Source organism: Streptomyces sp. CNZ287 (assembly GCF_007827615.1).
This window is the reverse complement of sequence record NZ_VISV01000028.1, coordinates 1-26,432: the sequence shown is the minus strand read 5'-3', so window position 1 is coordinate 26,432 and position 26,432 is coordinate 1. Positions and strand designations below refer to the sequence as shown.

Sequence of the window (26,432 nt, the reverse complement as noted above, 5' to 3'; positions counted from 1 at the left end):
AGTGAGATGAGGAGCAGCAACCCGGTCTTCACGCGACGGGGGTTCAGCCGCGAGGGCGGTTCGGCAGGCTTCAACGCGCCGTCGCAGGCCGGGGGCCCCACTGTCGCCCAGGGCAACAACCCGTACGCCCAGCCCGGCACCAACCCGTATGCGCAGCAGCCGGGTGGCGCCCCGCGGAACCCCTACGCGCCCGCGGACCAGCAGCAGGGCGAGTGGGCGCCGTACGCGGCGCCCGCCGGCGGCCGGATGACCATGGACGACGTCGTGTCCCGCACGGGCATGACGCTCGGCCTGGTGATCCTCGCGGCCGTCGCCTCCTGGATCACCTTCGACGGCGAGAAGTCGCTCGGCATCGGCCTGGTGGCCGCGCTCGGCGCCTTCGTGCTCGCGATGGTCCAGGCGTTCAAGCGCCGGCCCATCCCCGCGCTGATCCTGTCGTACGCGGTCCTCGAGGGCGTCTTCCTCGGCATCATCAGCGAGTACTTCAACACCTACGTCGACGGCGCGGTCATGCAGGCCGTGCTCGGCACGATGGCGGTGTTCTTCGGTGTGCTCGTCGCGTACAAGCTGCGGATCATCCGGGTCACGGCCCGGTTCCAGCGGTTCGTCGTCGGCGCGGCCATCGGCTTCGTGCTGCTGATGGCGGTCAACCTGTTCGCCTCGCTCATCGGCGGCGGCGACGGCATGGGTCTGCGCAGCGGGGGCCTCGGCATCCTGTTCGGCATCATCGGCGTCGTGCTCGGCGCGTGCTTCCTGGCCCTGGACTTCAAGCAGGTCGAGGACGGCATCGCCTACGGCGCCCCGAAGAACGAGGCGTGGCTCGCCGCCTTCGGTCTGACCCTGACCCTCGTCTGGATCTACCTGGAGATGCTGCGCCTGGTCGCCATCCTCCAGGGCAGCGACTGACGCGGCGGACACGACTGAACGACCGACACGACTGACTCGACTGACCGTGTGGCCCGGCCGGATCCCTCCGGCCGGGCCACCGGCATGAAGGGGGCGGGCATGACCGACCTGAGGCGGCTGCTGCGCGGGATCGAGGTCTTCGAGGGCGACCTGCCGTCGTTCGACCCGCGCGAGACACCGGACGAGCCGGTCGCGCTCTTCACGAGCTGGCTGCTGGCGGCCGTACGGGCGGGGGTGCGCGAGCCGCACGCGATGACCCTGTCGACGGCGGACGCGGCCGGCGACCCGTCGGCGCGGGTGCTGATCCTCAAGGACGTCGGCCAGGACGGCTGGCAGTTCGCCTCGGACGCGGGCAGCCCGAAGGGCCGGGAGCTGGCGGCGCGGCCGTACGCGGCGCTGACGTTCTACTGGTCGCCGCTGGCCCGCCAGGTACGGATCCGGGGCCCGGTCACGACCGCGGACCCGGAGGTGAGCGCCGCGGACTTCCGCGCCCGCGGAGCCGCCGCCCGCGCGGAGGCCCTCCTCGCCCGCCAGTCCCGCCCGCTCGCGGACCCGGCGGAGCGGGACGCGGCGGTCGCCGGGTCTCTCGCCCGGATCGAGGCGGACCCGGAGCTGGTGTCGCCCGGGTGGACGCTGTACGCGGTACGGCCGCGGACGGTGGAGTTCTGGCAGGGTGACAAGTCCCGCCGCCACACCCGCCTCGTCTACGAGTCGGCACCACCCGGGTGGACGAAGCACCTCCTGTGGCCGTGAGACTCATCTCTGCCCGGCCGCCCGCACGGCGACCTGGTTGACGATCCACAGCCCGATCCCGATGGCGAGCAGCACGCCGGCCCGGATGTAGACGTCGGCGGGCCGGTCCGACAGCGGGCTGGCCAGGATCCCGGCGGTGACGGCGCCCAGCACGGGTATCCACGTCGGCGCGCGGAAGTGCCGGTGGTCCACCGGGTCGCGGCGCAGCACGAGCACGGCCACGTTGACGACGGCGAAGACGCAGAGCAGCAGGAACGACGTGGTGTCGCCCAGCCCCTCGATCTCGCCGGTCGACACCAGCCCGATGGCCAGCGCGGTGACGAAGACGATCCCGACCACGGGCGTCCGCCGCCCCGGCAGCACGCGCGCCATCGCACGCGGCAGCACCCGCTCGTTGGCGAGGCCGTAGCAGAGGCGGGAGGCCATCATGATGTTGATCAGCGCCGAGTTGGACACCGCGAAGAGCGCGATGAGGGCGAACAGCTTCGCGGGGAAGTCCACGCCGCTCTCGTCCACGACCAGCAGCAGCGGCCCGCTGGAGCCGGCCAGCCGTTCGTGGTCGACCATCAGCGAGGAGACGAGCGCCACGAGGACGTAGATCGTGCCGGTGATCGCCACCCCGAGGAAGATCGCCCGCGGGAAGTTCCGTACCGGATCCTTGGTCTCCTCCGCCATGTTGACGGAGTCCTCGAACCCGACGAAGGCGAAGAACCCCAGCGCGGTCGCCCCGAGCACCCCGGTGAGCACGGCGTACCCGGTCCCGCCGGTCTCGAACTCCGTCAGCCGCGACGGCTCCCCCTCGCCGGTCAGCACGGCGGCGACGCCGATGCCGAGGATGACGAGCAGCCCGGTCACCTCGACGACGGTGAGCACGACGTTCGTCTTCACCGACTCGGAGACGCCGCGCAGGTTGAGCGAGGCGAGCAGGAGGACGAAGAGGATGGCGATGAGCGTCGGCGAGATGTCGACGAACTCCTGGAGGTAGTCGCCGCTGAACGCCCGCGCGGCGGCACTCGCGGACGACAGCCCCGAGCACATCACCATGAACGCGACGATGAACGTGAGGAACGGCACCCGGAACGCCTTCTGCGTGTACAGCGCCGCCCCCGCGGCCCGCGGGTACTTGCCGACCAGCTCGACGTACGAGGCGGCGGTAAGCATCGCCACCACGAACCCGATCACGAACGGCACCCACAACGCCCCGCCGATCCGCCCGGCGACGGCACCGGTGTTGGCGTAGATGCCGGTGCCGAGGATGTCGCCGACGACGAAGAGCAGCAGCAACTTGGGCCCGATGGCCCGCTTCAGCGGCGTACCGCTGTCGGTGGGTGTCGGGCCGGCGGCTTCGGTGGAGGATTTCGACATGCCCCTGCCAGTGCCCACCAGCCCCTTACACCAACCCCTGACAAGCACCCCTTACCTCAACCGCCCCCGGCCGTGCGGTTACCCGGCAGCCCCGCCGCTACACGATGAGGTGGCCGGTGAAACCGTCGCGAACGAGGGACCGGTACGCCGCGTACACGCTTCCCGGGACCTCCTGAGCGACGGCGAACCCGAGCTTGGGATACTCGATCACGCGCTGCAGGTCGCCGACCATCATGCTGATCACGGTCTCCTTGTCGCCCATGGCCTTGAGATAGGCATCGAAGGGCAAGGGATCGGAGGCGCACACGACGTCGACGTCGGGCCACTGCTTGTGGCACGTGGCGAACGCCCGTCGCTCCATGTACGGCATGGTGACCAGCATCACGGATCCCGGCCGGACACCGGCGGCGATGAGGGCGTCGCGCGCGTAGGCGATGTTCTGCCCGGTGTTGGCGGCCCTCGGCTCCAGGAGCATCGCGTGGGAGGGCACGCCGAGCGCGAGAGCGTGTTCGCGGAAGTGCACCGCCTCGCCGCGGGGAAACACCCCGGCGGTGGCGGGACTGTTACCACCGGTGAACACGAGGGTGGGGAAGAACCGGCTCTTGTACAAGCTGACGGCGAAGGTGCTGACGCCGAGGTCGTTGCACCCCAGTGCGATGGCCGCGTCGCACGGACGGATTTCGTGACGCATGTGGTGGTAGTCCCAGATCAGTTGTGCGGCCTGTCGCTGATCCTCGGTGAGGGCGAGTCCCTGCGGTCGGCTGTCCACAGTCGCTGCTCCCTGGTCATTGATGTCGGGGCTTGAAGGCTCCCTCGCACGTCTTCTTGATGGCCTCGATGCTACGGAGCTGATGCCCGAGGCCGGACCGGGCGGCGACCTGTGCGGCGTCGTCGAGAAGGCGAAGTCCGTCGTCGCGGGTGGCAGGGTCGGTGCGCAGGATGTGGGCTTGAGCGGTGGTGAGCTGTACCCGTTGCATCGGGGACTCTGGTGCGCCTGCCGTGCGGGCGATGTCCAGGAGCCGGAACGCTGCCGTGAGATCGCCGGCGCCCCGGCGGGCGAGGGCGAGCTTCTGGTGGGCCATGGACCAGTCGTCGGGTTCGGCGAGTTCCTCGAACTCGCGGGTCGCGGCCCGCATGGCGCGGGTTGCATAGTCGTGCCGACCGTCCTTGCTCAGCGCGGTCCCCACCCACAGTCGTGCCCTCGCACGGTCGCGGCGGGAGAGCCGGTCGTCGACGGCGAGAGCTTCGTAGGTGCGGGCGGCGATCTCCAGCTTTCCCGACATCTCCATGACGACCGCGAGGGCCAGGTCGAGCTGGGCGACGCGGCGGGGGATTCCGAGCTCGGTGAAGACCGCTCGGGCATCGGTGTAGGAGTGCTGGGCCGACAGCAATCCACCGAGAGTTCCCCGATAGCGCTGGAGGTCACCGAGCAGGGCGGTCGACCGGGCGAACAGATACAGACCCTTCTCGTCCAGTTCGGTGGGGTTGAAGCGGCCCAGCCACCGGTCGAGCAGGCTGTCGGCGAAGGTGAAGTTCTGCCGGGACAGTGCGACCACGACCCGGTCCAGGTCGTCGGCCCAGGATTCGTACTCCCAGGCCCGGGGGCCGGCGGGCATCGTGCCGGTCGTCTCGGACAGAATCGCCTCGAATCGAAGGTGGACCGAGGCGTCGGCCTTGCCGAGGGCGGTATCCAGGATGGCCTGGGTGTCCGGTCTGGGCTCGGTGGCGGCGAGCTTGCTCTCCCACTTGGAGATGGTCGCCACCGCCAGTCCCAGGTGCTGGGCGAAGGCCCGCACGCTCATCCTCAGCGCGTGCCGTAAGGCCCGGGCCTCCAGACCGGTCCAGTGGTGCACGGTCGCCACGTCTCGCTCCCTTCCGGTCGCCATGGAAGCAGACACCTGCGGCCGGTGCGACGAAAGTGGAACAAAGGTGGAACGGCGGGTGATTGGCCACGCGCTGAGGAGCGGACACGCTCGTGAGGGTCGAGTTTCGCCGAGCCCATCGGGTGGTCACGAGCATGCAGTCCCTTACGGAGAAGCGCTTCTTCGACGCCCGGCCCGCGTCGGTCGGCCGCGCACGGACGTTCGCCGTCGAGGTCCTCACCGATTGGGGCCTCCTGGACCGGGCCGAGGACATTCGGCTCTGCGTTTCCGAGCTGGCGACGAATGCCCTGGTGCACGGGACCGAACGCGGGCGCGGCTTCCTGGTCCGGCTCGACGCCGATCAGGAAGTCGTACGCCTGGAAGTGCACGACAGCCGTCGCCGGCCGCGTCCCGAACTTCGCCAGGCTGCCGACACAGACGTGGCCGGTCGCGGGCTGGCGCTGGTGGACGCGCTCGCGGACGGCTGGGGCATCGAGGACCGCGAGCCCCTGGGGAAGATCGTCTGGTCCTGCTTCAAAGGCGCCGGCGGGATGACAGCATGAGTGCCGGATTCCGGAACACCCTCCGAACTTCGATCCGGCTTCAGCGGAGGGTGATGATGTTGCCCGCCACGAGTGCGGCGTCGTCAGAGGTGAGGAACACGATGGCCCTGGCGACCTCGTCCGGCGTGGCGACGTGGAAGTGCGTGCCGCTCGACGCGACGAACTCGCGGACCTCGTCGGTGATCCACCCGGTGTCGGTCACCGGCGGGTGCACGACGTTTGCGGTGATGCCGAGATCGGCCAACTCCGCCGCGGCGGACAAGGTGTAGTCGGTCTGGGCGGCCTTCGCGGCCCCGTAGGAGACCTCGCCGGGGAACCCGAGGTCCCCGCCCGAGGTGAGGCCCACGATGCGGCCCCAGGTGGCCCCGCGGGCGCGGTGGCGCCGGGACAGCTCGCTGATCAGCAGGGCGGGGGCCATCGCGTCGACGGCGAACTGCCGGGACCAGGTCTCGGCGGTGACCGCGCGCAGCGGCCTGCCGAACCGGTCGGCCGGCCGGGGTGCGAAGGAGTCCTGGATCCAGCCGGACGCGTTGTTGATCAGGATGTCGACCGCGCCCAGATGGTGCTCTGCCGCGTCGAAGAGGGCCGCAGGGGCGGCCGGATCGCTCAGATCCGCCTCCAGGGACGCGGCCCGCCCTCCCGCCTCGCGGATCTCCTCGACGACCGCCTCCCCGCCGGCGGACCGGGCGCGCCGGTAGTCGTCCGTCGCCTCCTCGCCGGACTCGCGCAGGTACGTGCAGAGCACGGCAACGCCGCGAGCGGCAAGGGCCTTTGCCACTGCGGCCCCGATTCCGTGGTTGGCACCGGTGACGAGGGCAACGTGGTCCGTCCGGGCTGTCTCGGGCATGACGAAATCCTCACAGAGCGAGAGCACGGCGCGACATCGGATTTGCGGGGTGCCGTCCTTTGCAGGCGGCAGTCTCACGGCAGGGCCGGCCAGAGCGCGGCCGCGGGCAGGTCGGCCTCCGCGGCGTCAGGTCAGGGTGGTGAGGGACGTGCAGTGGGGGCCGCCGGATTCCTTGACGATTTCCTGGAGCGTCTGGGCTGTTCTCACCGTCGCGAAGCGGACCTCGGTGCCGGCTGTCGTGAAGCCGTGGATCGCCGGGCGGGGGAGGCTGTTGTACGAGAAGGGGTTGGAGAAGTAGTACGCGCCCGTGTCGAGGAGTGCCACGTGATCGCCCGCCGCCAGCGGGGGGAGCTCGCGGGCGCGGGCCACCAGGTCGCCGGCGAAGCAGCACGGGCCCGCCACGTCCTGGGCGACCGGGGTGCCCGTCTTGGGGCGGCCCTCCGCGTCGTACGCCGTCACGCGCAGCGGCCAGGAGTCCGGGGCGAAGACCGTGCGTACGGCCACCTGGACGCCCGCGTGGGTGACCGCGATGGGGCGGCCGCCGGCGGACTTGGCGTACTCGACGCGGGCCAGCACCAGGCCGTTCTTCGCCAGCAGCGAGCGGCCGAACTCCGTGATCAGCGCGTAGCGCCCGTCGAAGAGGCCCGGGATCTCGGCGCGCAGCAGCCGGGCGTAGTCCGCGAACGACGGCGTGACCTCGTCGGAGCCGAAGTTGACCGGCAGGCCGCCGCCGATGTCCAGCGTCGTGACCTGCCGCCGCCCCGCGGCCGCGTTGATCTCCTCCGCCAGCTCGTACGCCGCGCGCACCCCCGCCGCCATCAGCGGCAGCGGCACGCCCTGCGAGCCCGTGTGGGTGTGCAGCGCGGTGAGCCAGGGGCGGTCCACGTACGCGCGGACCAGCCAGTCGCGGGCGCCCTCGTCCTGGAGCGTCACGCCGAACTTCGACGTGGCCGTCGCCGTGCTCATCGCGCCGATGCTGCCGCCGCCGACCTGCGGGTTGATCCGCACGCCGATCGTCGAGCGGGTGGGCGCCGAGCGGACCAGGGCGTCGATACGGGCCAGTTCCTCGGGGTTGTCGGCGTTGACCGCGATGCCCAGGGCCAGGGCGCCGCGCAGTTCGGCGGGGGTCTTGGCGGGGGAGTCGAGCACGGTGCGGTCCGGGGGTACGTCCGCGGCGCGGGCCAGCTCCAGCTCCCCGGGGCTGGCCACCTCCGCGCCCAGGCCCTCGTCGGCGAGCAGCCGCAGCACCGGCACCAGGGAGGCGGCCTTGACCGCGAAGGAGTGCAGCACCGGTGTCCCCGGCGCGATCACCTCGTCGAACGCGGCCCGCAGCGCGGCCGCGGACTCGCGGATGCCCGCGACGTCCAGCAGCCCCGCCACTGGCTCGGCGCCGGACACCAGGCCCTGGGTCAGCGCCGCGTGCACCGCCAGGTCGCGGCGGGCGGCGAGCGGGAGATTCTGCGGCACGGGAACGGGCTCGTCGTCAGGCATGCCGGCAGTCAACCATCCGTCCGCAAATGCTGTCGTACGGCGTCCAACTGTCGGACGCGAGGCGGCCTTGACTAGGGTAATTCAGTCGCGCCAGGATGTGTTTCTGTTCATTCAGAATCGGACGGTGCGCGCCAGGAGGCAGGCATGGCAGGACCCCGACCCGTGCGGGCCCCGCGCGGCAACCAGCCGAGCGCCCGCGGGTGGCAGCAGGAAGCCGCCCTGCGGATGCTGCAGAACAACCTCGATCCCGAGGTGGCCGAGCACCCCGACAAGCTCGTCGTCTACGGCGGCACCGGCAAGGCCGCCCGCGACTGGGACTCCTTCGACGCCATGGTGCGGACGCTGACGACCCTCGGCCCCGACGAGACGATGCTCGTCCAGTCCGGCCGCCCCGTCGGCGTCATGCAGACGCACGAGTGGGCGCCCCGCGTCCTCATCGCCAACAGCAACCTCGTCGGCGACTGGGCCACCTGGGAGGAGTTCCGCCGGCTGGAGGCCCTGGGGCTGACCATGTACGGCCAGATGACCGCCGGTTCGTGGATCTACATCGGCACGCAGGGCATCCTCCAGGGCACGTACGAGACCTTCGCCGCCGTCGCCGAGAAGCTCAGTCGTGAGAACAAGCACAGCGGCGGCACCCTCGCCGGGACCCTCACCCTCACCGCGGGACTCGGCGGCATGGGCGGCGCCCAGCCGCTCGCCGTCACCATGAACGACGGCGTCGCGCTCTGCGTCGAGTGCGACCCCTCCCGCATCGAGCGCCGCCTGGAGCACGGCTACCTCGACGTGAAGGCCGACAGCCTGGAGCACGCCCTGCGGCTGGCCACCGAGGCCCGCGACGCCCGCCGCCCGCTCTCCGTCGGCGTCCTCGGCAACGCCGCCGAGGTGGTCCCCCGGCTCCTCGCGGAGGGCGCGCCCATCGACATCGTCACCGACCAGACCTCCGCCCACGACCCGCTCGCGTACCTTCCCCTCGGCGTCGACTTCGCCGACATGGCCGCGTACGCCGCGGAGAAGCCCGCCGACTTCACCGCCCGCGCCCGCGAGTCGATGGCCCGGCACGTCGAGGCCATGGTCGGCTTCCAGGACGCCGGCGCCGAGGTCTTCGACTACGGCAACTCCCTCCGCGGCGAGGCCAGGCTCGCCGGCTACGCGCGCGCCTTCGACTTCCCCGGCTTCGTACCCGCCTACATCCGCCCCCTCTTCAGCGAGGGCAAGGGCCCCTTCCGCTGGGCCGCGCTCTCCGGCGACCCGAAGGACATCGCCGCCACCGACCGCGCCATCCTCGACCTCTTCCCCGGGAACGAGTCGCTGGCCCGCTGGATCCGGCTGGCCGGCGAGCGCGTGCGGTTCCAGGGCCTGCCCGCCCGCATCTGCTGGCTCGGCTACGGCGAGCGCGACCGGGCCGGCGAGCGGTTCAACGACATGGTCGCGAGCGGTGAGCTGGCCGCGCCGCTGGTCATCGGCCGCGACCACCTGGACTGCGGCTCGGTGGCGTCCCCGTACCGCGAGACCGAGGCCATGCGCGACGGCTCCGACGCCATCGCGGACTGGCCGCTGCTCAACGCGATGGTCAACGTCGCCTCCGGCGCCTCCTGGGTCTCCCTCCACCACGGCGGCGGCGTCGGCATGGGCCGCTCGCTCCACGCCGGCCAGGTCACCGTCGCCGACGGCACGGCGCTCGCGGGCGAGAAGATCCGCCGGGTGCTCACCAACGACCCGGGCATGGGCGTCATCCGGCACGTCGACGCGGGCTACGAGCGCGCCGAGGAGATCGCCGCCGAGCGGGGCGTGCGCGTGCCGATGCGGGAGAACGCCGAAAGCGGACCCGCGTGAGCCCGTCCTCGTTCCAGGAGATGTGGCGCGAGCTGCGCCCCCTCGGGCGGTACGCGCCCTCCGGCGGCTACCGCCGGTTCGCGTGGACGGCGGCGGACGCCGACTGCCGGGCCTGGTTCCGGGCGCAGGCCAGCGCGCGCGGGCTGGCGTACGAGACCGACCGCAACGGCAACCAGTGGGCCTGGCTCGGCGACCCCGCCGCGGGCGGCGCCGTCGTCACCGGCTCGCACCTCGACTCCGTACCCGACGGCGGCGCCTTCGACGGCCCCCTCGGCGTCGTCTCCGCCTTCGCCGCCCTCGACGAACTGCGCGCCCGCGGTGTCCGCCCGGACCGCCCCCTCGGCGTGGTCAACTTCGGCGACGAGGAAGGCGCCCGCTTCGGCCTGGCCTGCGTCGGCTCCCGGCTGGCCGCCGGGCGGCTCACCGCCGCCGCCGCGCACGAGCTGACCGACGCCGACGGCGTCACCCTGCCGCGGGCGATGGAGCGCGCGGGCCACGACCCCGGCGGCATCGGCCCCGACCCCGAGCGGCTGGCGCGCATCGGCGCCTTCGTCGAGCTGCACGTCGAGCAGGGCGTGGCGCTCGCCGGTACGGACCACGCGGTGGGCGTGGCGTCGGCGATCTGGCCGCACGGCCGCTGGCGGTTCGACTTCCGCGGCGAGGCCAACCACGCGGGCACGACCCGCATGGAGGACCGCCACGACCCGATGCTGACCTACGCCCACACCGTGCTGTCCGCCCGCAAGAAGGCCGCGCAGGCCGGCGCCCGCGCCACCTTCGGCAAGGTCGCCGTCGAGCCCAACGGCGTCAACGCCATCCCCTCGCTCGTCCGCGGCTGGCTCGACTCCCGCGCCGCCGACGAGGAGACCCTGCACACCCTCGTCGCCGCCGTCGAGCAGGCCGCCCGCGAGCGGGCAGGACGCGACGGCACGGCGGTGGAGGTCACCCGCGAGTCCATGACGCCCGTCGTCGACTTCGACCACGCCCTGCGCGACCGCCTCGCCGCGCGCCTCGGCGGCGCGCCCCTGCTTCCGACGGGGGCGGGACACGACGCCGGGATCCTGTCCGGGGCGGTGCCGGCGGCCATGCTGTACGTACGGAATCCGACCGGCGTCTCGCACGCGCCGGCCGAGTCGGCGGACGAGGACGACTGCGCGGCGGGCGTACGGGCGCTCGCGGACGTGCTGGCGGACCTGGCCGGCGACGGCAGCTCCGTACCTCGGTCGGAAGGAGCCGCGTGACGACGTACTGGGCGGAACAGGCGTGGGTCGGCGGGGTCGTCGAACCCGGTGTCGTCCTGGAGCCGGCGGCGTCCGGCGGGCTGCTCGCCGCGGTGAGGACCGCGGTCCCCGCGCCGCCGCCGGGCGCCACCGTCCTGCGCGGCCTCACCCTCCCCGGCCTGGCGAACGTCCACAGCCACGCCTTCCACCGTGCGCTGCGCGGCACCGTGCAGGTCGGCTCCGGCACGTTCTGGACCTGGCGCGAGGTGATGTACGGCGTCGCCGACCGGCTCACCCCCGGCACGTACTACGACCTCGCCCGCGCCGTCTACGCCGAGATGGCGCTCGCCGGGATCACCTGCGTCGGCGAGTTCCACTACGTCCACCACGCGCCCGGCGGCGCCCGCTACGACGACCCCAACGCCATGGGCCACGCGCTGATCGCCGCCGCCGCGGCGGCCGGGATCCGGCTGACCCTGCTCGACACCGCCTACCTGGCCGCCGGCTTCGGGCAGCCGCCCGGGCGGCACCAGCTCCGCTTCAGCGACGGCGACGCCGACGCCTGGGCGGAACGCGCGGCGGCCCTCGAACCCGGCGACGCCACCGTGCGCGTCGGCGCCGCCGCCCACTCCGTGCGCGCCGTACCCGCGGGACAGCTCGCCACCGTCGCGGGCTGGGCCGCGGAACGCCGCGCCCCGCTCCACGTCCACCTCTCCGAGCAGCCCGCCGAGAACGAGGCGTGCGTCGCCGCCCACGGCGTCACCCCCGCCCGCCTCCTCGCCGACCACGGCGTCCTCGGCCTCCGCACCACCGCCGTGCACGCCACCCACCTCACCGCCGACGACCTCACCCTCCTCGGCCGCAGCAGCACGGGCGTGTGCATGTGCCCCACCACGGAACGGGACCTCGCGGACGGCATCGGCCCCGCCGCGGCCGTGGAGCGGGCCGGCAGCCCGCTGTCGCTGGGCAGCGACAGCCACGCCGTGATCGACCTCTTCGAGGAGGCGCGGGCGCTGGAGCTGAACGAGCGGCTGCGCACCCGCCGCCGCGGCCACTGGACCGCCCACCAACTGCTGCGCACCGCCACCGAGGGCGGCTACGAGGCCCTCGGCTGGGACGCGCCGGCCCGGCTGGAGCCGGGCGGGCTCGCGGACTTCACCACCGTGGCGCTGGACAGCGTGCGCACGGCGGGCGCGGTGCCGCGGCTGGGCGCGGAGACGGCGGTGTTCGCGGCGACGGCGGCGGACGTGCGGCACACGGTGGTGGGGGGCCGGCACGTCGTACGGGACGGGGTGCACGCGCTCGTGGAGGACGTACCGGGGGCGCTGACGGCGGCGATCGCGGCGCTGCGCGTCTGACGCCCGGCCCCCGGTCCCGCGCACCACCGGCCCACGGAACCGTATGCCCGTCCCGCACCCACCCCGACCCACGAGGGCAGGAACATGACCGCCACCGCCATCGTCAACATCGGCAGCCTCGTCACCAACGACCCGGCCCTCGGGGACGGGCCGCTCGGCCTGCTTCAGGACGCGGCCGTCGTCTTCGACGGCGACCGCGTCGCCTGGGTCGGCGCGGCCGACGCGGTGCAGGCCGCGGACACCGCGTACGACGCGGCGGGGCGGGCGCTGCTCCCGGGTTTCGTCGACTCGCACTCGCACCTCGTCTTCGCCGGCGACCGCACGCGCGAGTTCGCCGCCCGGATGTCGGGCCGTCCGTACACAGCGGGCGGCATCCGCACCACGGTCGCCGCCACCCGCGCGGCGACCGACGAGGAACTGGCGGCGAACCTCGCCCGGTTCGTCCGCGAGATGCTCCGGCAGGGCACGACGACGCTGGAGACGAAGTCCGGCTACGGGCTGACCGCGGCGGACGAGGCGCGGGGGCTGCGGGTCGCGGCGGAGCAGGTGGAGGAGGTCACGTACCTCGGTGCGCATGTCGTCGCGCCGGAGTACGCGGACGATCCGGGCGCGTACGTCGACCTGGTCACCGGCGAGATGCTGGACGCCTGCGCGCCGTACGCGCGGTGGATCGACGTCTTCTGCGAGAAGGGGGCGTTCGACGGCGACCAGGCACGGGCGATCCTCGCGGCCGGCAAGGTACGCGGCCTGACCCCGCGCGTGCACGCGAACCAGTTGTCGTACGGGCCCGGGGTGCAGCTCGCCATCGAGCTGGAGGCGGCGTCCGCGGACCACCTGACGCACCTGACGGACGCGGACGTGGCGGCGCTGGCGTCGGGGGTGACGGTGGCGACGTTCCTGCCGGGCTGCGAGTTCTCGACCCGGGCGGTCTACCCGGACGTGCGGCGGGTGCTGGACGCGGGCGCGACGGTGGCGCTGTCGACGGACTGCAACCCGGGCTCGTCGTTCACCAGCTCCATGCCGTTCTGCGTGGCCGTCGCGGTACGGGAGATGGGCATGACGCCGGACGAGGCGGTGTGGTCCGCGACGGCGGGCGGCGCGGCGGCGCTGCGGCGCACGGACGTGGGCCGCCTCGCACCGGGCGCGCGGGCGGACGCGGCGCTGCTGGACGCGCCGAGCCACGTGCACCTGGCGTACCGGCCGGGGGTGCCGCTGGTGGCGGAGGTGTGGCGCCGGGGGGAGCGGGTGCCGGCGGGCGGCAACTGAGGAGCGGCGGCCGGTCCCGACGGGCCGGTCAGCAACTGAGGCTTGCGTCCGGGGCCGCCGCGGGGCGCGCCGTCAGATGCTCCACCGCCGCGCGCTCCGCGCACTCGTTGCCGAAGCCCACCAGCCCGTGCCGCCCGCCCGGCACCGTCAGCAGCGGCGCCCGGAACCGCATCGCCACCCGCTCCGCGCCCGCCGCCGGCGTGCGGATGTCGTCCTCGCTGTTGATCAGCAGCAGATCCGCCCCGTCGGCCGCGCCGTAGTCCCCGGCACGGGCCCCGTCGCCGCCCCTGTCGCCGGTTCCGGGCCGGACCGCGCCCAGCGGCTCGCCGCGCCCCGGCCAGTGCACGCAGGGCGCGTAGTCGCGCGCCACCGTCCGCGTACGCCACCGCGCCTCGCGGGCGTCGTCCAGCTCCCGCAGCAGCGCCCGCAGGTTCCCCGGCCACCGGAAGTCCGTGCAGTGGACGCCGAGGAAGAGCGCGAGCGGCGGCGGTCCCGGGTCCAGTTCGTCGAACGCCGCCCGCACATCGGACGGCACCGCCTTCGGCGCGGCCCTCGGCCCCGGCTCCGGCACCTGCTCGTCGTCCAGCTCCTGGCGGGTGTGGAGCGTCCTCAGTACGTAGGACGGGCCCCGCCGGTCCGGGTCGACGACCCCGTCGAAGACCGCCGCGCGCACCCGCTCCGGGTGGCGGGTGACGTAGACCTGGCCGGCCACCGTGGCGTACGAGTGCAGCAGCAGGCTGACCCGCTCCTCGCCCAGCGCCCGCCGGACCCGCTCCAGGTCCGTCGCGCCCGCGCGGGAGCCGAGGCGGGCCAGCAGCGGTCCGTAGGAGAGGCGGCAGCCCTCGACGTAGTCGCGGGCGGCGGCGTCGACGGCGATGACGTCCCGGACGAGCCGGAGGCTGCGCGCGCTGCCGAGGCGGTCGAGGGCGCCGCGGGGCTCGCCGCAGTCGACGCGGTGGCTGCGGCCGGTGCCACGGCGGTCGTAGCCGACGATGTCGAACCGGTCGCGCAGCGCGCGCGGGTAGTCGACGCCGGCGGAGACGGCCTCCTGGAGGCCCGAGAGGCCGGGACCGCCGGGCGCGAGGACGAGGGCGCCGATGCGGCGGCCTGCGTCGCGGGCGGGCAGCCGGGAGAGCGCGAGACGGAGGGTCTCGTGGCTGCCGCCGCCGACGGGCACGGTGACGCCGCGGCACTCGCGCCGCTCCATGCCGGTCAGCGGGCAGGGGGTCCACTCGTCGCCGCCGGGGTCGGGGTCGTACGAGGAGGTGGCGGCGCCGGACGGCTCCCGGCCGTCCCCGCCCGGCAGCGCGCACGCGCCCGTCCAGGCCAGCGCCAGCGCCGTGAGCAGGGCGAGCACCGGGGCCTGGCGGCCGGGCCGCCGCCGGGGGGAGGCCATGGGCCGATCATGGCACCGCCTCCTCGGAAACCCGGGGAGGCGGCTCTCGGCCGGGCCCGCGGCCCGGTCCGCGGTCCGCGGTCCGCGGACCGGTCTCCGGCTCACTCCTCGACCATCAGCCCCTTGCGCAGCCGCACCAGCGTCCGCGACAGCAGCCGGGAGACGTGCATCTGCGAGATGCCCAGCTCCTCGCCGATCTCCGACTGGGTCATGTTGGCCACGAAGCGCAGCGAGAGGATCTTCCGGTCGCGCGGCGTCAGCTCCGCTATCAGCGGCTTGAGGGACTCGACGTACTCGATGCCCTCCAGGCCGTGGTCCTCGTAGCCGATGCGGTCGGCGAGGGTGCTCTCGGAGTCGTCCTCCTCGGGCTGCGCGTCCAGCGAGCTGGCGGTGTAGGCGTTCGAGGCGGCCATGCCCTCGACGACCTCGTCCCTGCCGATGGCCAGCCGCTCGGCCAGCTCGTCGACCGTGGGGGCGCGGTCGAGCTGCTGTGCCAGCTCGTCGCCCGCCTTCGCCAGGTCGAGGCGCAGCTCCTGCAGCCGCCGCGGGACGCGTACGGACCAGGAGGTGTCGCGGAAGAAGCGCTTGATCTCGCCGATGATCGTCGGCATCGCGAAGGTGGGGAACTCCACCCCGCGGGCGGGCTCGAAGCGGTCGATCGCCTTGATGAGCCCGATCGTGCCGACCTGGATGATGTCCTCCATCGGCTCGCTGCGCGAGCGGAACCGGGAGGCGGCGAACTTCACCAGCGCCAGGTTGAGTTCGATCAGGGTGTTGCGCACGTACGAGTACTCGTGGGTGCCCTCTTCGAGGGTGCCGAGCCGGTCGAAGAGGGTCTTCGACATGGCCCGCGCGTCCGCGGGGGCGACCTCGTCGAAGGCGATGCCCTCCAGCTCGTCGATGCTCCCCGTGAACGACGCCGCCGTGCCGGCGGCGTCCGCGGCGTTCGCGATGCTCGCGGTGTCCTCGGTGGCCTGGTCGGCGGCGTCCTCGCCGCCGGGGCCGCCACGGGAGACGACGGTGTCCGCGCCGTGGTGCTCAGTGTGGTCGTTGCCGCGCTCGGCGTGGGGTCGTGCCGGCGGCGTGCTCGCCGCGGCGTCGAGCCGGGTTGACATTTGTCCTCCATCGTTCTCGGCAATGCGGCTGCCGATGCCAGTTCTTGTCCGCTTGTGGTCTGCGGCGCCTCCCAAGGCCACGTGTGGTGAGTGCTTCTAGCCCTACCCGCTTCTCTCCTCCGGTGCAAGAATCAGGTGTCCATATTTGCCCTATTATGTTGGCTGTTCGGGTGCCGAACATGTGACCAAAGGCGTAGGGTCGGACCTGCATCGCACGACAGCCCGAGGGTCAGGAGACAAGCGCGCATGGACGCCGGAACCGCCGGAAGCCCGAGCCGCGGCCGACTGCACGTCGACGTGCGGGTGCATGGCGGGAGCGCCGTCCTCACACCTGCGGGTGAACTCGATTACCACACGGCCGAGGTACTGCGGGAGCCGCTGGAGCGCTGTATCGCCGGCGGCCGCAGCCGGCTCGTACTCGACTGCTCGCGTCTGGAGTTCTGCGACTCGACAGGGCTGAACGTGCTCCTCGGCGCCCGCCTGAAAGCGGAGGCCGACGGCGGAGCCGTGCACCTCGCGGGGCTGCGGCCGGTGGTGGCCAGAGTCTTCGAGATCACGGGTGCGGAGGCGGTCTTCCGGCTGCACGACACCCTGGAGTCCGCCCTCGTGGAGTGACCTCCCGGTCGCCGGATGCCGGGTGGGGCCGGTGAGTCAGGTGATGCGCGTCACAGTGACCCGGGGAAACTCAGGGGTGTTTCCGCGATCTCGTAGGGCAGAAGCCCAGGCGAAACTTCTGGAACGGGCAGGAAGGGCACGAATGCGCGGACGGGTGCGCGAGCGGGCGTGCGGTTGCGTGAAGGGGGTGTCGTGAGGCGATGAGCTTCAGGTCGTTGCCGCCGGGCGCGCTGCCGCCCGAGGGCGAGGCCGGCAGCGGCGCCGCCGCGCCCGCGCGCCCCGACGGCGGCGCCGCCGCGGCCGATCCGGCCGGCGAGCCCGCCCCCGCGGGACAGGTCCGCCGGCTGCGGCTCGTCGGCGCCAGCGGCATGGTGCCCCGCGCGCGCGACTTCGCCCGCCGGGCCCTGGAGGACTGGGGCTGGCTGCCCGCGGTCAACGCGGAGCAGCGCGCGGCCGCGGAGGACGTCCTGCTCGTCGTCTCGGAACTGGTCACCAACGCCTGCCTGCACGGCGGCGGCCCGGACGAACTGCGGCTGCGCACGGCGGGGAAGGTGCTGAGGCTGGAGGTCAGCGACTCCGGCACCGGCACGCCCGAGCCCCGCACCCCGCACCGCGCCAGCAGGCCGGGCGGGCACGGGATGTTCATCGTGCAGCGGCTCTGCCTCGACTGGGGCGTGCAGCGGGAGCCGGGAGTGGTGGGCAAGACGGTGTGGGCGGAGCTCTCCGCGCCGCTCTAGGGCCGTCGTACGGGCCTCGCCCGCCGCACGTCGTACGAGCCGATCGTCGTACGCCCCCGCCCGGCGCGTACGCCTACCCGATCCGCCCCCGCAGCCACCCCTCGATCTCCCCGACCACCCCGGGCTCCGTCAGCAGCCGCATCCCGTGCGCGCTGCCCGGCACGACCCGCACCCGTACGTCGTCCGCAGGCATCCCCTGCGCCCGCTCCGCCGCCGCCACCTCCTCCGAGTGGTACGCGGGCACGAAGTCGTGCGCCGAGTGCAGCAGCAGCATCGGGGCGTCGTCCGGACCGGACGCCATGCTCCGCGGGTCCAGCGACCACCACGCCCGCCGGCACGACGGGTCCGCCGACAGGGACGGCGTGCCGTCCGGCGCGCACCCCGCCAGCCGCTCCGCGCTCGCCCGCAGCCGCCGCTCCGCCGCCGTCGCCCCCGGCGCCCCGCCGTCCAGCCAGGCCCGGTACGGCGACGCCACCGGCGACAGCGCCACCACCCCGGCGCTGTGCGCGGCCCCCGCCCCGTACACGGCCGCCGCGACGGCGAGCTGCCCGCCCGCCGACGAGCCCAGCACCGCCACCCGCGCCGGATCCACGGCGTACCCCGCGGCGTTGTGCCGCACCCACCGCAGCGCCGCCGTCACGTCGTCCCGCTGCGCCGGCCACGGCACCTCGGGGGTGAGGCGGTAGCCGGCGTCGAAGACCGCGTAGCCGCGCCGGGCGAAGGCCCGCGCCCACTCCTCCCAGTCGGTGTCGTACGACCAGTACCCCCCGTGCACCACGACGAGCCCGCCGCGAAGCGCCCGCCGCGGCTGCCAGTGGACGGTGACGCGCTGCCGCGGATGCTGCCCGTACGCCTCGACGCTGCGCCTGAGCGCCCCGTCTGCGCCGGGCCGCTGCTCCGCCGTCCGCTCCGCAAGCCGCTCCGGGGGCACGGTCCCGGCCGGCGGCGGCACCACCGCCGTCAGCGCCGCGGCGGTCCCCAGCACCGCGGTCACGAGCCGCCGCCACCGGACCCGTACCGCAGCCATCGCACCCGCCTCCCCGCGGACCGGCCGGCCCGGTGCCCTCATGGTCGCCGGAAACCCCGCGCGCCGCGATCCGGGGACCGCGATCAGGCGGACGGCGCGAACCGGCGCACGGGCACCGCCGGGATGTTCGACCGCGTGCCGGGAGGTGAGAGAACCCGACGCCACCGGCCCACTCCCGGTGACCGGAGGTCTACCATCGCACCATGACCCGAGTACTGCTGGCCGAGGACGACGCGGCCATCTCGGAACCGCTTGCCCGCGCGCTGCGCCGGGAGGGCTACGAGGTGGAGGTACGGGAAGACGGTCCCACTGCGCTCGGTGCCGGGCTCCGCGGCGGCGTCGACCTCCTCGTGCTCGACCTGGGCCTGCCGGGCATGGACGGCCTGGAGGTGTGCCGGCGACTGCGCGCCGACGGGCACGGCTTCCCCGTGCTGGTACTCACCGCCCGCGCGGACGAGGTGGACACCGTCGTCGGCCTCGACGCGGGCGCCGACGACTACGTCACCAAGCCCTTCCGCCTCGCCGAACTGCTCGCCAGGGTCCGGGCCCTGCTGCGCCGCGGCTCCACCGAGGCGCAGCCGCCGGCCACCCACGGCGTACGCATCGACACCGACTCGCACCGGGCCTGGCTCGGCGAGGAGGAGCTGCAGCTCACGGCGAAGGAGTTCGACCTGCTCCGGGTGCTGGTGCGGGACGCGGGCCGGGTGGTCACACGCGAGCAGTTGATGCGCGAAGTGTGGGACACCACCTGGTGGTCCTCCACCAAGACGCTCGACATGCACATCTCATGGCTGCGCAAGAAGCTCGGCGACGACGCCGCGAACCCCCGCTACATCGCGACGGTCCGCGGCGTGGGCTTCCGCTTCGAGAAGAGCTAGGCCGGCCGCCCGCGGCCTCCGGCAGCCATGCGCAGACGGCTCATCAACAGCACCCTCGCGGTCGTGCTCGTCGTCATCGCCGTCTTCGGCGTCTCGCTCGTCATCGTCGAGACCCGCACCATCGAGGCAGCCGCGCGCGACCGGGTGCAGTCGGAGGCCGTCCGGCTCTTCAGCGTCGTGGAGGGCAAGATCGCCGACGACGCGCGGGTGACCCGCCGGGCGCTCGCCGGGCAGGTCACGGACGGGCGGTACGCGGAGGTGGAGCTGCCGGGCGGGCCGGCGCTCAAGATGGGGGAGCGGCCCGAGGGCTCGGTCATCGAGGCCACCGAGACCGGCAGCAGGGGGGAGCGGGTCACGGTCATGGAGGCCCGCGACCGGGTCAACGACGAGCTGGGCCAGACCCTGCTGATCATCTTCGCGGTGGCGCTGCTCGCCGTCGGTGCCGCCGTGCTGCTCGCCGTCCGCCAGGCCAACCGGCTCACCGCCCCGCTCACCGACCTCGCCGAGACCGCCGAGCGCCTCGGCTCCGGCGACCAGCGCACCCGCCACCGCCGCTACGGCGTCCCCGAGCTGGACCGCGTCGCCGACGTGCTGGACGCCAGCGCCGAACGGATCGCGCGGATGCTCACCGCCGAACGGCGGCTGGCCGCGGACGCCTCGCACCAGCTCCGTACGCCGCTCACCGCGCTGTCCATGCGGCTGGAGGAGATCGCGCTCACCGACGATCCGGCGACGGTCAAGGAGGAGGCGGCGGTCGCGCTCACCCAGGTGGAGCGGCTGACGGACGTGGTGCAGCGGCTGCTGACGAAGTCCCGGGACCCCAAGGCCGGCTCGGGCACGGGCTTCGACCTGGACGAGGTCGTCAAGCAGCAGTTGGAGGAGTGGCGGCCCGTGTACCGCGGCGAGGGGCGGGCGATCGTCCGCTCGGGCAAGAAGGACCTGCGCGCGGTGGGCACGCCGGGTGCGGTGGCGCAGGTGCTCGCGACGCTGATCGAGAACGCGATGATGCACGGCGCGGGGACGGTCGCGCTGCGCACCCGGGTCACGGGCAACCAGGTGGTCGTGGAGGTCACCGACGAGGGTCCCGGCGTCCCCGCGGACCTCGGCTCGCGGGTCTTCGAGCGCACGGTCAGTGGGCGCAACTCGACGGGTCTGGGGCTGGCGGTCGCCCGCGACCTGGCGGAGGCGGACGGGGGGCGGCTGGAGCTGGTGCAGCAGAAGCCGACGACGTTCGCGCTCTTCCTCGCGCGGGAGCACGAGGAACACTGAGGGGCGTACGGGGCACGCACCCGGCCCGGATACGGGGGGCACGCGGGGGGCTCGGGTACGGGGCGTGCGTGGGCTCGCGGGGGTGGAGGGGGCGCGTACGCGAGACGCGAGGGCTCGTACGGGACGCGAACGCTACCGCCGCGCCGCGACCGCCTCTTCCTGCGCCTCGGGCTCCTCCGGCTCTTCGGGCTCCTTGGCCTCCCGTGGCTTGCGCCGGCTGCCCGGGATCTGCACCCCGGGGGCCACGGCTATGTCGCCGGCTTCGCCGCCATCCGCGGGCGCGGCGGCGGGCCGGGCCGCCGCGGGCACCGCACGGAACACCCAGCTCCGGTAGGACCAGAAGCGGAAGAGCGACGCCATCCCGATGCCCAGGAACTTGAAGATGTTGTTCTGCAGCGGGGTGTCCCAGTCGAACCCGTACGTGGCCACGTACAGCAGGCCGTTCTCGATGACGAGCCCGGCGGTGCTGAAGACCAGGAACAGGGTGAACTCGCGAGGGGGCCGGGTCTTGTCCCGGTCGCGGTAGGTGAAGTACCGGAAGCCTATGTAGTTGAAGATGATGGCGACGGCCGTCGCGATCATGCTGCAGCGGACCACGGGCAGCTCCGTGGAGTTCCGCACGAGGTTGAAGACAGCCAGGTTGACCAGGACGCCGATGCCCCCGACCGCGGCGAACTCGGCCACCTCGCGGCTCAGGCGGCGCAGCCGCGTTGCCCCCGGGGGCCGTGCACTCTTCAAGATCGTCAGACTCCGATGGTCGGTGGTGTTCCCCTGGTCCCGGTCTTCTCCGGCGGGCCGGAGCCCTCATGCTAACCGGGCCCGCCGACGGAGGGGGCGGCTCCGCCCGGGCGGCCGATACGCTGGGACGCGTGACATTCCCGGTAGTCGGCATGATCGGCGGGGGACAGCTCGCCCGGATGACCCACGAGGCAGGCATCCCCCTCGGCATCAGGTTCAAGCTCCTCAGCGGCACCCGTACGGACTCCGCCGCCCTGGTGGCGGGCGACACGGTCGTCGGGGATTACCGCGATCTCGACACGCTGCGTGACTTCGCCCGCGGCTGCGACGTGATCACGTTCGACCACGAACACGTACCGGCCGAGCATCTGCGGGTACTCCAGGCCGAGGGCGTCGCGGTCAGGCCGGGCCCGGACGCGCTGGTGTACGCGCAGGACAAGGGCGCCATGCGGGCCCGGCTGACGGAGCTGGGCATCCCCTGCCCGCGGCACCGGATCGTGGCGGACCCGGCGGACGTGGCGCGCTTCGCGCGCGAGGGCGGCGGCTTCCCGGTCGTGCTGAAGACGGTCCGCGGCGGGTACGACGGCAAGGGCGTGTGGGTCGTCCGTACGGAGGAGGACGCCGCGCCCCCGTTCCGCGCGGGGGTGCCGGTGCTGGCCGAGGAGCTGGTCGGCTTCCGCCGCGAGCTGGCCGCGAACGTCGTCCGCTCGCCGAGCGGCCAGGCGGTCGCGTACCCGGTGGTGGAGTCGATCCAGGTCGACGGCGTCTGCGACACGGTCCTCGCCCCGGCTCCCGGGCTGGCGCCGGAGGACGCGGTGCGTACGCAGCAGCTCGCGCTCCGCATCGCCATGGAGCTGGACGTGGTGGGCCACCTCGCGGTGGAGCTGTTCGAGGCGGAAGGGCCGGACGGCGAGCCCCGGATCCTCGTCAACGAGCTGGCCATGCGCCCGCACAACTCCGGCCACTGGACCCAGGACGGCGCCGTCACCTCGCAGTTCGCCAACCACGTGCGCGCCGTGCTCGACCTGCCGCTGGGCGACCCGCGCCCGCGCGCGCCCTGGACGGTGATGGCGAACGTCCTCGGCGGCGACTACCCCGACATGTACCCGGCGTACCTGCACTGCATGGCCCGGGACCCGGGGCTGAAGATCCATATGTACGGCAAGGACGTGAAGCCCGGCCGCAAGGTCGGCCACGTCAACACCTACGGCGACGACCTGGCCGACGTGCGCGCCCGCGCCCGCCACGCCGCCGACTACCTGCGGGGGACGATCACGGAATGAGCAGCGTATGAGCGCGGAGAACGGCCCGCTGGTCGGCATCGTCATGGGCTCCGACTCCGACTGGCCGGTCATGGAGGCGGCGGCGCAGGCCCTCGACGAGTTCGAGGTCCCGTACGAGGTCGACGTCGTCTCCGCGCACCGGATGCCGCGCGAGATGATCGCCTACGGCGAGGAGGCCGCGTCGCGCGGCCTGCGCACCCTCATCGCCGGCGCCGGCGGCGCCGCCCACCTCCCGGGCATGCTCGCCTCCGTGACCCCTCTCCCGGTCATCGGCGTCCCGGTCCCGCTGAAGTACCTCGACGGCATGGACTCCCTGCTCTCCATCGTCCAGATGCCCGCGGGCGTCCCGGTCGCCGCGGTCTCCGTGGCCGGCGCCCGCAACGCGGGCCTCCTGGCCGCGCGCATCCTGGCCGCCCACGACGAGGACCTCCGCGCCCGGATGACGGCGTTCCAGGAGGACCTGAACCACCAGGCCCGCGAAAAGGGCACCCGCCTCCGCCGCAAGACCACCCGCGCGGACTGACACACCGTCCGATCCGGGCCCGGTCGTCCGGCTGTCAGCCTGCGCGGATAGCGTGTGTCCCACGCTATCCGCGCAGGGAGGACGACCTCATGAACGGCGAACTGCTCGCGCGTGCGCGCGAGGTGCTGCGGGCGCACCCCGTCGTCGACGGGCACAACGACCTTCCCTGGGCCCTGCGCGAGCAGGTGACGTACGACATCGACCGGCGCGACATCGCCGTCGACCAGAGCGCGCGGCTGCACACCGACCTCCCGCGGCTGCGGGCCGGCGGGGTGGGGGCGCAGTTCTGGTCCGTGTACGTCAGCGCCGACCTGGCCGGGGACGCCGCCGTGAGCGCGTGTCTGGAGCAGATCGACGTGGTGCGCCGGCTCGTCGACCGCTATCCCGGGGAGCTGCGGCTCGCCGTGACCGCCGACGAGGTGGAGGCGGCGCGGGCCGACGGGCGGATCGCCTCGCTGATGGGGGCCGAGGGCGGGCACTCCATCGCCAACTCGCTCGCCACCCTCCGCGCCTTCCGCCGGCTCGGCGTGCGCTACATGACGCTCACGCACAACGACAACACCGACTGGGCCGACTCCGCGACCGACGAGCCGCGGCACGGCGGGCTCACCGCCTTCGGCGAGGAGGTGGTGCGCGAGATGAACCGGGTCGGCATGCTCGTCGACCTCTCCCACGTGGCGCCCTCGACCATGCGCCACGCGCTGCGCGTCACCGAGGCGCCGGTCGTTTTCTCCCATTCATCCGCCCGCGCTCTGTGTGACCATCCGCGCAACATTCCGGATGATGTGCTGGAAATGCTCCCTGCCAACGGCGGCGTGGCGATGGCCACGTTCGTGCCGAAGTTCGTCCTGCCCGCCGCCGTGGAGTGGACCGCGGAGGTGGACGAGCACATGACCGCCCGGGGCCTCGACCCGTTCGGCGCGGACGACGAAGCGGTCCGCGTACGGCGCGCGTTCGAGGAGGCGCACCCGCGGCCGCAGGCGACGGCCGCGACCGTGGCGGATCATCTGGATCATATGCGCGAAGTAGCGGGAATCGACCATATCGGTGTCGGCGGCGACTTCGACGGCACGCCGTTCACGCCGGAGGATCTCGCCGACGTGGCCGGTTATCCGCACCTCGTCGCCGAGCTGCTGCACCGCCGTTGGTCGGAAGAAGACCTGGCCAGGCTCCTGTGGGCCAACGCGCTACGGGTGTTGCGCGACGCCGAGGCGGCGGCGCGCGAAGTGGCCGCCCGGCGCGGCCCGTCGATCGCCACCATCGAACAGCTCGACGGCCCCGTGAAGGTCCAGGGGTGAGCAGAGTGACATAAGTCACTCACAGAATTCTCATCTCGTGCGGCACCGCGCCCGGTTCCTCATTTATCGACAAGTCTCTACTGGGGAGGGGGGATTGAGGAGCGCCGCGGGATGGGGCGATTGTCGGGCTGATTCCGGTGTGATGTGGGGAACGGCCTTGATGACGTTTCACAGCTTGTTCTGTTTTCGGCTGTGTGATTACGGTGCTCGGCGTGCTCGCGCCACCGATGCGGGCACCTCGTCGCCGTAACGCCGAATCCTGTCGGCGGCGACGGGCAGGCACTTCAGCTTTCACGGCAGGAGCGGGGGACCCAGGTAAGTGCCGCACCGCGCGCAAGCGCGGGACGGCTTGGGGTGAAGCCATGCTCCGCATGGCCGGGCATCTCCAGCTCGAACCCGACAGCTCACCTCGCAGGCGTCGGAGAGGAGCATGTCCATGTCCGCACGCGGACGTCACCGTCGCCTGGGCCGGATAGCCCGGGGCAGCAGGGCCCTCATCGTCACCGCCGGCAGCGCCGGCGTCGCCATTCCGCTCATCGCCGGCGGCCACGCCCAGGCCGCCTCCGTCGACACCTGGGACCGCGTGGCCCAGTGCGAGAGCGGCGGCGACTGGAGCATCAGCACCGGCAACGGCTTCTACGGCGGCCTGCAGTTCGTGCAGAGCACCTGGGAGGGCTACGGCGGCACCCAGTACGCGCCGCGCGCCGACCAGGCCACCAAGGAGCAGCAGATCGAGATCGCCGAGAAGGTCCTCGCCTCGCAGGGCCCCGGCGCCTGGCCGGTCTGCTCGGTGCAGGCCGGGCTCACCCAGGGAGGCCCCGCCCCGGACCTCTCCACCGGCGGCGGCGAGGAGAGCGAGCCCGAGGCGCAGCCCGCCAAGGACGAGGCCCCGAAGCAGGAGAAGGCGCCGGAGAAGAAGTTCAAGAAGGCCGGCAACTACACCGTCGTCTCCGGTGACACCCTGTGGGACATCGCACGCAAGCACGGCATCGCGGGCGGCTGGCAGACGATCTACGAGGGCAACAAGGACGTCATCGGCGACGACCCGGACCTGATCTTCCCCGGTCAGGAGTACGAGTTCGACGGCGGCGAAGAGGTCACCCTCGAGGAGCCGGAGACCACGTCGGCCCAGCCGTCCTCCGCGCAGGAGGAGAAGCCGGCGGCCAAGGAGCAGCAGGAGGAGCAGTCCGCCGAGGCCGCTCCCGCGGGCGGGTTCTCCGCCCCGATCGACGCCGGTCTCTCCACCGCCTACCGGGCCGCCGGCGGCTCGTGGTCCAGCGGTTACCACACCGGTGTCGACTTCTCCGCCGGCACCGGCACCCCGGTCAAGGCCGTCACCTCCGGCACCGTCGTCAAGGCCGGCAACGGCGCCGACGGTGGCGCGTACGGCATCGCCGTCGTGATCAAGCACGACGACGGCCGCTACAGCCAGTACGCCCACCTGTCGTCCACCTCGGTGAGCGTGGGCCAGAGCGTGGGCGCCGGCGACCAGATCGGTCTCTCCGGCTCCACCGGCAACTCCACCGGGCCGCACCTGCACTTCGAGGTGCGCACCAGCCCGGACTACGGTTCCGACGTCGACCCGGTCGCGTACCTGCGCGACAACGGCGTCTCCATCTGAGGGTCCCCCGCAGGCGTAACCCCCCGTTTCCGGCGGAACGGGGGGTTCGCCGTGTCCTACGGCCCGGAGCCGCCCGCGCTACGCCGCCGGGCGGCCCATCGCGCGGAAGGTCCAGCCGGCGGCGCGCCACGGCACCGGGTCGAGCGTGTTCCGGCCGTCGATCAGGTGCGGCCGGGAGACGACCTGCGCGAGCTGCCCGGCGTCGAGGGCGCGGAACTCCGGCCACTCGGTGAGGTGCAGCACGAGGTCGGTGCCGCGCAGCGCGTCCTCCGCCGACTCGGCGTAGCGCAGGGTGGGGAAGACGCGGCGGGCGTTGTCCATGCCCTTCGGGTCGTAGACGGTGACCTGGCCGCCCTGGAGGTGGATCTGGCCGGCGACGTTGAGCGCGGGGGAATCGCGCACGTCGTCGGAGTCGGGCTTGAACGCGGCGCCCAGGACGGCGATGCGGCGGCCGAGGAAGGTGCC

General features: G+C 73.3%; 25 protein-coding genes and 1 riboswitch. Of the genes, 15 read left to right on the top strand and 10 right to left on the bottom strand.

The window, feature by feature from the left end; genetic code table 11:
• The first annotated feature begins 6 nt into the window (after positions 1-6).
• Both FB457_RS32950 and FB457_RS32945 read left to right on the top strand, forming a co-directional pair.
• A complete protein-coding gene (locus tag FB457_RS32950) occupies positions 7-906 on the top strand; it encodes a Bax inhibitor-1/YccA family protein (RefSeq protein ID WP_047016104.1) in 900 nt (299 codons plus the stop codon).
• A 99-nt stretch (positions 907-1,005) separates the two neighbouring features.
• Positions 1,006-1,659 (top strand): pyridoxine/pyridoxamine 5'-phosphate oxidase, encoded by a 654-nt coding sequence (locus FB457_RS32945; RefSeq protein ID WP_047019966.1) that lies wholly within the window; start codon positions 1,006-1,008, stop codon positions 1,657-1,659.
• A 3-nt stretch (positions 1,660-1,662) separates the two neighbouring features.
• On the opposite strand, the gene FB457_RS32940 is transcribed toward FB457_RS32945, so the two are convergent.
• The 3 genes from FB457_RS32940 to FB457_RS32930 all read right to left on the bottom strand — a co-directional run bounded on the left by FB457_RS32940 (position 1,663) and on the right by FB457_RS32930 (position 4,886).
• Positions 1,663-3,024: an APC family permease gene (locus FB457_RS32940; protein ID WP_047016103.1), complete on the bottom strand. Its 1,362-nt coding sequence runs from the start codon at positions 3,022-3,024 to the stop codon at positions 1,663-1,665.
• Positions 3,025-3,121: 97 nt separating this feature from the next.
• A complete protein-coding gene (locus FB457_RS32935) occupies positions 3,122-3,793 on the bottom strand; it encodes a YdcF family protein (protein ID WP_047016102.1) in 672 nt (223 codons plus the stop codon).
• Positions 3,794-3,809: 16 nt separating this feature from the next.
• Entirely contained in the window at positions 3,810-4,886 is a 1,077-nt protein-coding gene (locus tag FB457_RS32930; RefSeq protein WP_145784251.1) for a helix-turn-helix domain-containing protein, read from the bottom strand.
• A 155-nt stretch (positions 4,887-5,041) separates the two neighbouring features.
• Between FB457_RS32930 and FB457_RS32925 the strand changes: the two genes are divergently transcribed.
• A complete protein-coding gene (locus FB457_RS32925) occupies positions 5,042-5,449 on the top strand; it encodes an ATP-binding protein (protein WP_047019965.1) in 408 nt (135 codons plus the stop codon).
• 40 nt (positions 5,450-5,489) lie between these two features.
• On the opposite strand, the gene FB457_RS32920 is transcribed toward FB457_RS32925, so the two are convergent.
• Both FB457_RS32920 and FB457_RS32915 read right to left on the bottom strand, forming a co-directional pair.
• Positions 5,490-6,296 (bottom strand): SDR family oxidoreductase, encoded by an 807-nt coding sequence (locus FB457_RS32920; RefSeq protein WP_145784249.1) that lies wholly within the window; start codon positions 6,294-6,296, stop codon positions 5,490-5,492.
• A 126-nt stretch (positions 6,297-6,422) separates the two neighbouring features.
• Entirely contained in the window at positions 6,423-7,787 is a 1,365-nt protein-coding gene (locus FB457_RS32915; protein ID WP_145784248.1) for a type III PLP-dependent enzyme domain-containing protein, read from the bottom strand.
• A gap of 144 nt (positions 7,788-7,931) precedes the next feature.
• On the opposite strand from FB457_RS32915, the gene hutU reads away from it, so the two are divergent.
• From hutU to hutI, 4 genes are all read left to right on the top strand, one after another.
• A complete protein-coding gene (gene hutU, locus FB457_RS32910; RefSeq protein WP_047016098.1) occupies positions 7,932-9,623 on the top strand; it encodes a urocanate hydratase in 1,692 nt (563 codons plus the stop codon).
• A gap of 20 nt (positions 9,624-9,643) precedes the next feature.
• Complete coding sequence (locus tag FB457_RS32905) at positions 9,644-10,864, top strand: allantoate amidohydrolase (RefSeq protein WP_145784272.1); 1,221 nt, start codon at positions 9,644-9,646, stop codon at positions 10,862-10,864.
• Positions 10,861-12,201 carry a formimidoylglutamate deiminase gene (locus FB457_RS32900; protein WP_145784245.1) on the top strand — a complete coding sequence of 447 codons (1,341 nt, stop codon included), beginning with the start codon at positions 10,861-10,863 and terminating at the stop codon, positions 12,199-12,201. The genes FB457_RS32905 and FB457_RS32900 overlap by 4 nt, the downstream gene beginning before the upstream one ends.
• Before the next feature lie 84 nt (positions 12,202-12,285).
• Positions 12,286-13,467 (top strand): imidazolonepropionase, encoded by a 1,182-nt coding sequence (gene hutI / locus FB457_RS32895; RefSeq protein WP_145784242.1) that lies wholly within the window; start codon positions 12,286-12,288, stop codon positions 13,465-13,467.
• A 28-nt stretch (positions 13,468-13,495) separates the two neighbouring features.
• Here hutI and FB457_RS32890 read toward each other — a convergent pair whose 3' ends face one another.
• Together FB457_RS32890 and FB457_RS32885 are read right to left on the bottom strand one after the other, a co-directional pair.
• Positions 13,496-14,863, bottom strand: a complete 1,368-nt coding sequence (locus FB457_RS32890; RefSeq protein ID WP_145784241.1) for an alpha/beta fold hydrolase — start codon at positions 14,861-14,863, stop codon at positions 13,496-13,498.
• A 101-nt stretch (positions 14,864-14,964) separates the two neighbouring features.
• Positions 14,965-15,978, bottom strand: coding sequence for an RNA polymerase sigma factor SigF (locus tag FB457_RS32885; RefSeq protein WP_173534842.1), 1,014 nt, complete (start codon positions 15,976-15,978; stop codon positions 14,965-14,967).
• A 246-nt stretch (positions 15,979-16,224) separates the two neighbouring features.
• Here FB457_RS32885 and FB457_RS32880 point away from each other — a divergent pair, with 246 nt between their 5' ends.
• Both FB457_RS32880 and FB457_RS32875 read left to right on the top strand, forming a co-directional pair.
• On the top strand, positions 16,225-16,593 hold the full coding sequence (locus FB457_RS32880) for an STAS domain-containing protein (protein WP_047016094.1): 369 nt from the start codon (positions 16,225-16,227) through the stop codon (positions 16,591-16,593).
• A 200-nt stretch (positions 16,594-16,793) separates the two neighbouring features.
• Positions 16,794-17,330, top strand: coding sequence for an ATP-binding protein (locus FB457_RS32875; protein ID WP_047016093.1), 537 nt, complete (start codon positions 16,794-16,796; stop codon positions 17,328-17,330).
• A gap of 73 nt (positions 17,331-17,403) precedes the next feature.
• Here FB457_RS32875 and FB457_RS32870 read toward each other — a convergent pair whose 3' ends face one another.
• Positions 17,404-18,357 (bottom strand): alpha/beta hydrolase fold domain-containing protein, encoded by a 954-nt coding sequence (locus FB457_RS32870; protein WP_145784239.1) that lies wholly within the window; start codon positions 18,355-18,357, stop codon positions 17,404-17,406.
• A 203-nt stretch (positions 18,358-18,560) separates the two neighbouring features.
• On the opposite strand from FB457_RS32870, the gene FB457_RS32865 reads away from it, so the two are divergent.
• A complete protein-coding gene (locus FB457_RS32865) occupies positions 18,561-19,235 on the top strand; it encodes a response regulator transcription factor (RefSeq protein ID WP_047016091.1) in 675 nt (224 codons plus the stop codon).
• 27 nt (positions 19,236-19,262) lie between these two features.
• Positions 19,263-20,504 carry an ATP-binding protein gene (locus tag FB457_RS32860; RefSeq protein WP_047016090.1) on the top strand — a complete coding sequence of 414 codons (1,242 nt, stop codon included), beginning with the start codon at positions 19,263-19,265 and terminating at the stop codon, positions 20,502-20,504.
• Between the two features lie 132 nt (positions 20,505-20,636).
• Here FB457_RS32860 and FB457_RS32855 read toward each other — a convergent pair whose 3' ends face one another.
• Positions 20,637-21,188 (bottom strand): GtrA family protein, encoded by a 552-nt coding sequence (locus tag FB457_RS32855; RefSeq protein WP_145784271.1) that lies wholly within the window; start codon positions 21,186-21,188, stop codon positions 20,637-20,639.
• 206 nt (positions 21,189-21,394) lie between these two features.
• Between FB457_RS32855 and FB457_RS32850 the strand changes: the two genes are divergently transcribed.
• From FB457_RS32850 to FB457_RS32835, 4 genes are all read left to right on the top strand, one after another.
• Positions 21,395-22,525: a 5-(carboxyamino)imidazole ribonucleotide synthase gene (locus FB457_RS32850; RefSeq protein WP_047016088.1), complete on the top strand. Its 1,131-nt coding sequence runs from the start codon at positions 21,395-21,397 to the stop codon at positions 22,523-22,525.
• Positions 22,526-22,532: 7 nt separating this feature from the next.
• Positions 22,533-23,048: a 5-(carboxyamino)imidazole ribonucleotide mutase gene (gene purE, locus FB457_RS32845; RefSeq protein WP_047016087.1), complete on the top strand. Its 516-nt coding sequence runs from the start codon at positions 22,533-22,535 to the stop codon at positions 23,046-23,048.
• 89 nt (positions 23,049-23,137) lie between these two features.
• Positions 23,138-24,346 (top strand): dipeptidase, encoded by a 1,209-nt coding sequence (locus FB457_RS32840; RefSeq protein WP_145784237.1) that lies wholly within the window; start codon positions 23,138-23,140, stop codon positions 24,344-24,346.
• A 240-nt stretch (positions 24,347-24,586) separates the two neighbouring features.
• A riboswitch (cyclic di-AMP (ydaO/yuaA leader) is annotated at positions 24,587-24,779 on the top strand.
• Positions 24,780-24,782: 3 nt separating this feature from the next.
• Positions 24,783-25,967, top strand: coding sequence for a transglycosylase family protein (locus FB457_RS32835; protein ID WP_047016085.1), 1,185 nt, complete (start codon positions 24,783-24,785; stop codon positions 25,965-25,967).
• 78 nt (positions 25,968-26,045) lie between these two features.
• Here FB457_RS32835 and FB457_RS32830 read toward each other — a convergent pair.
• Positions 26,046-26,432, bottom strand: a 387-nt coding sequence (locus FB457_RS32830; RefSeq protein ID WP_486589225.1) for a Rossmann-fold NAD(P)-binding domain-containing protein, incomplete at its 5' end; no start/stop codon positions are given.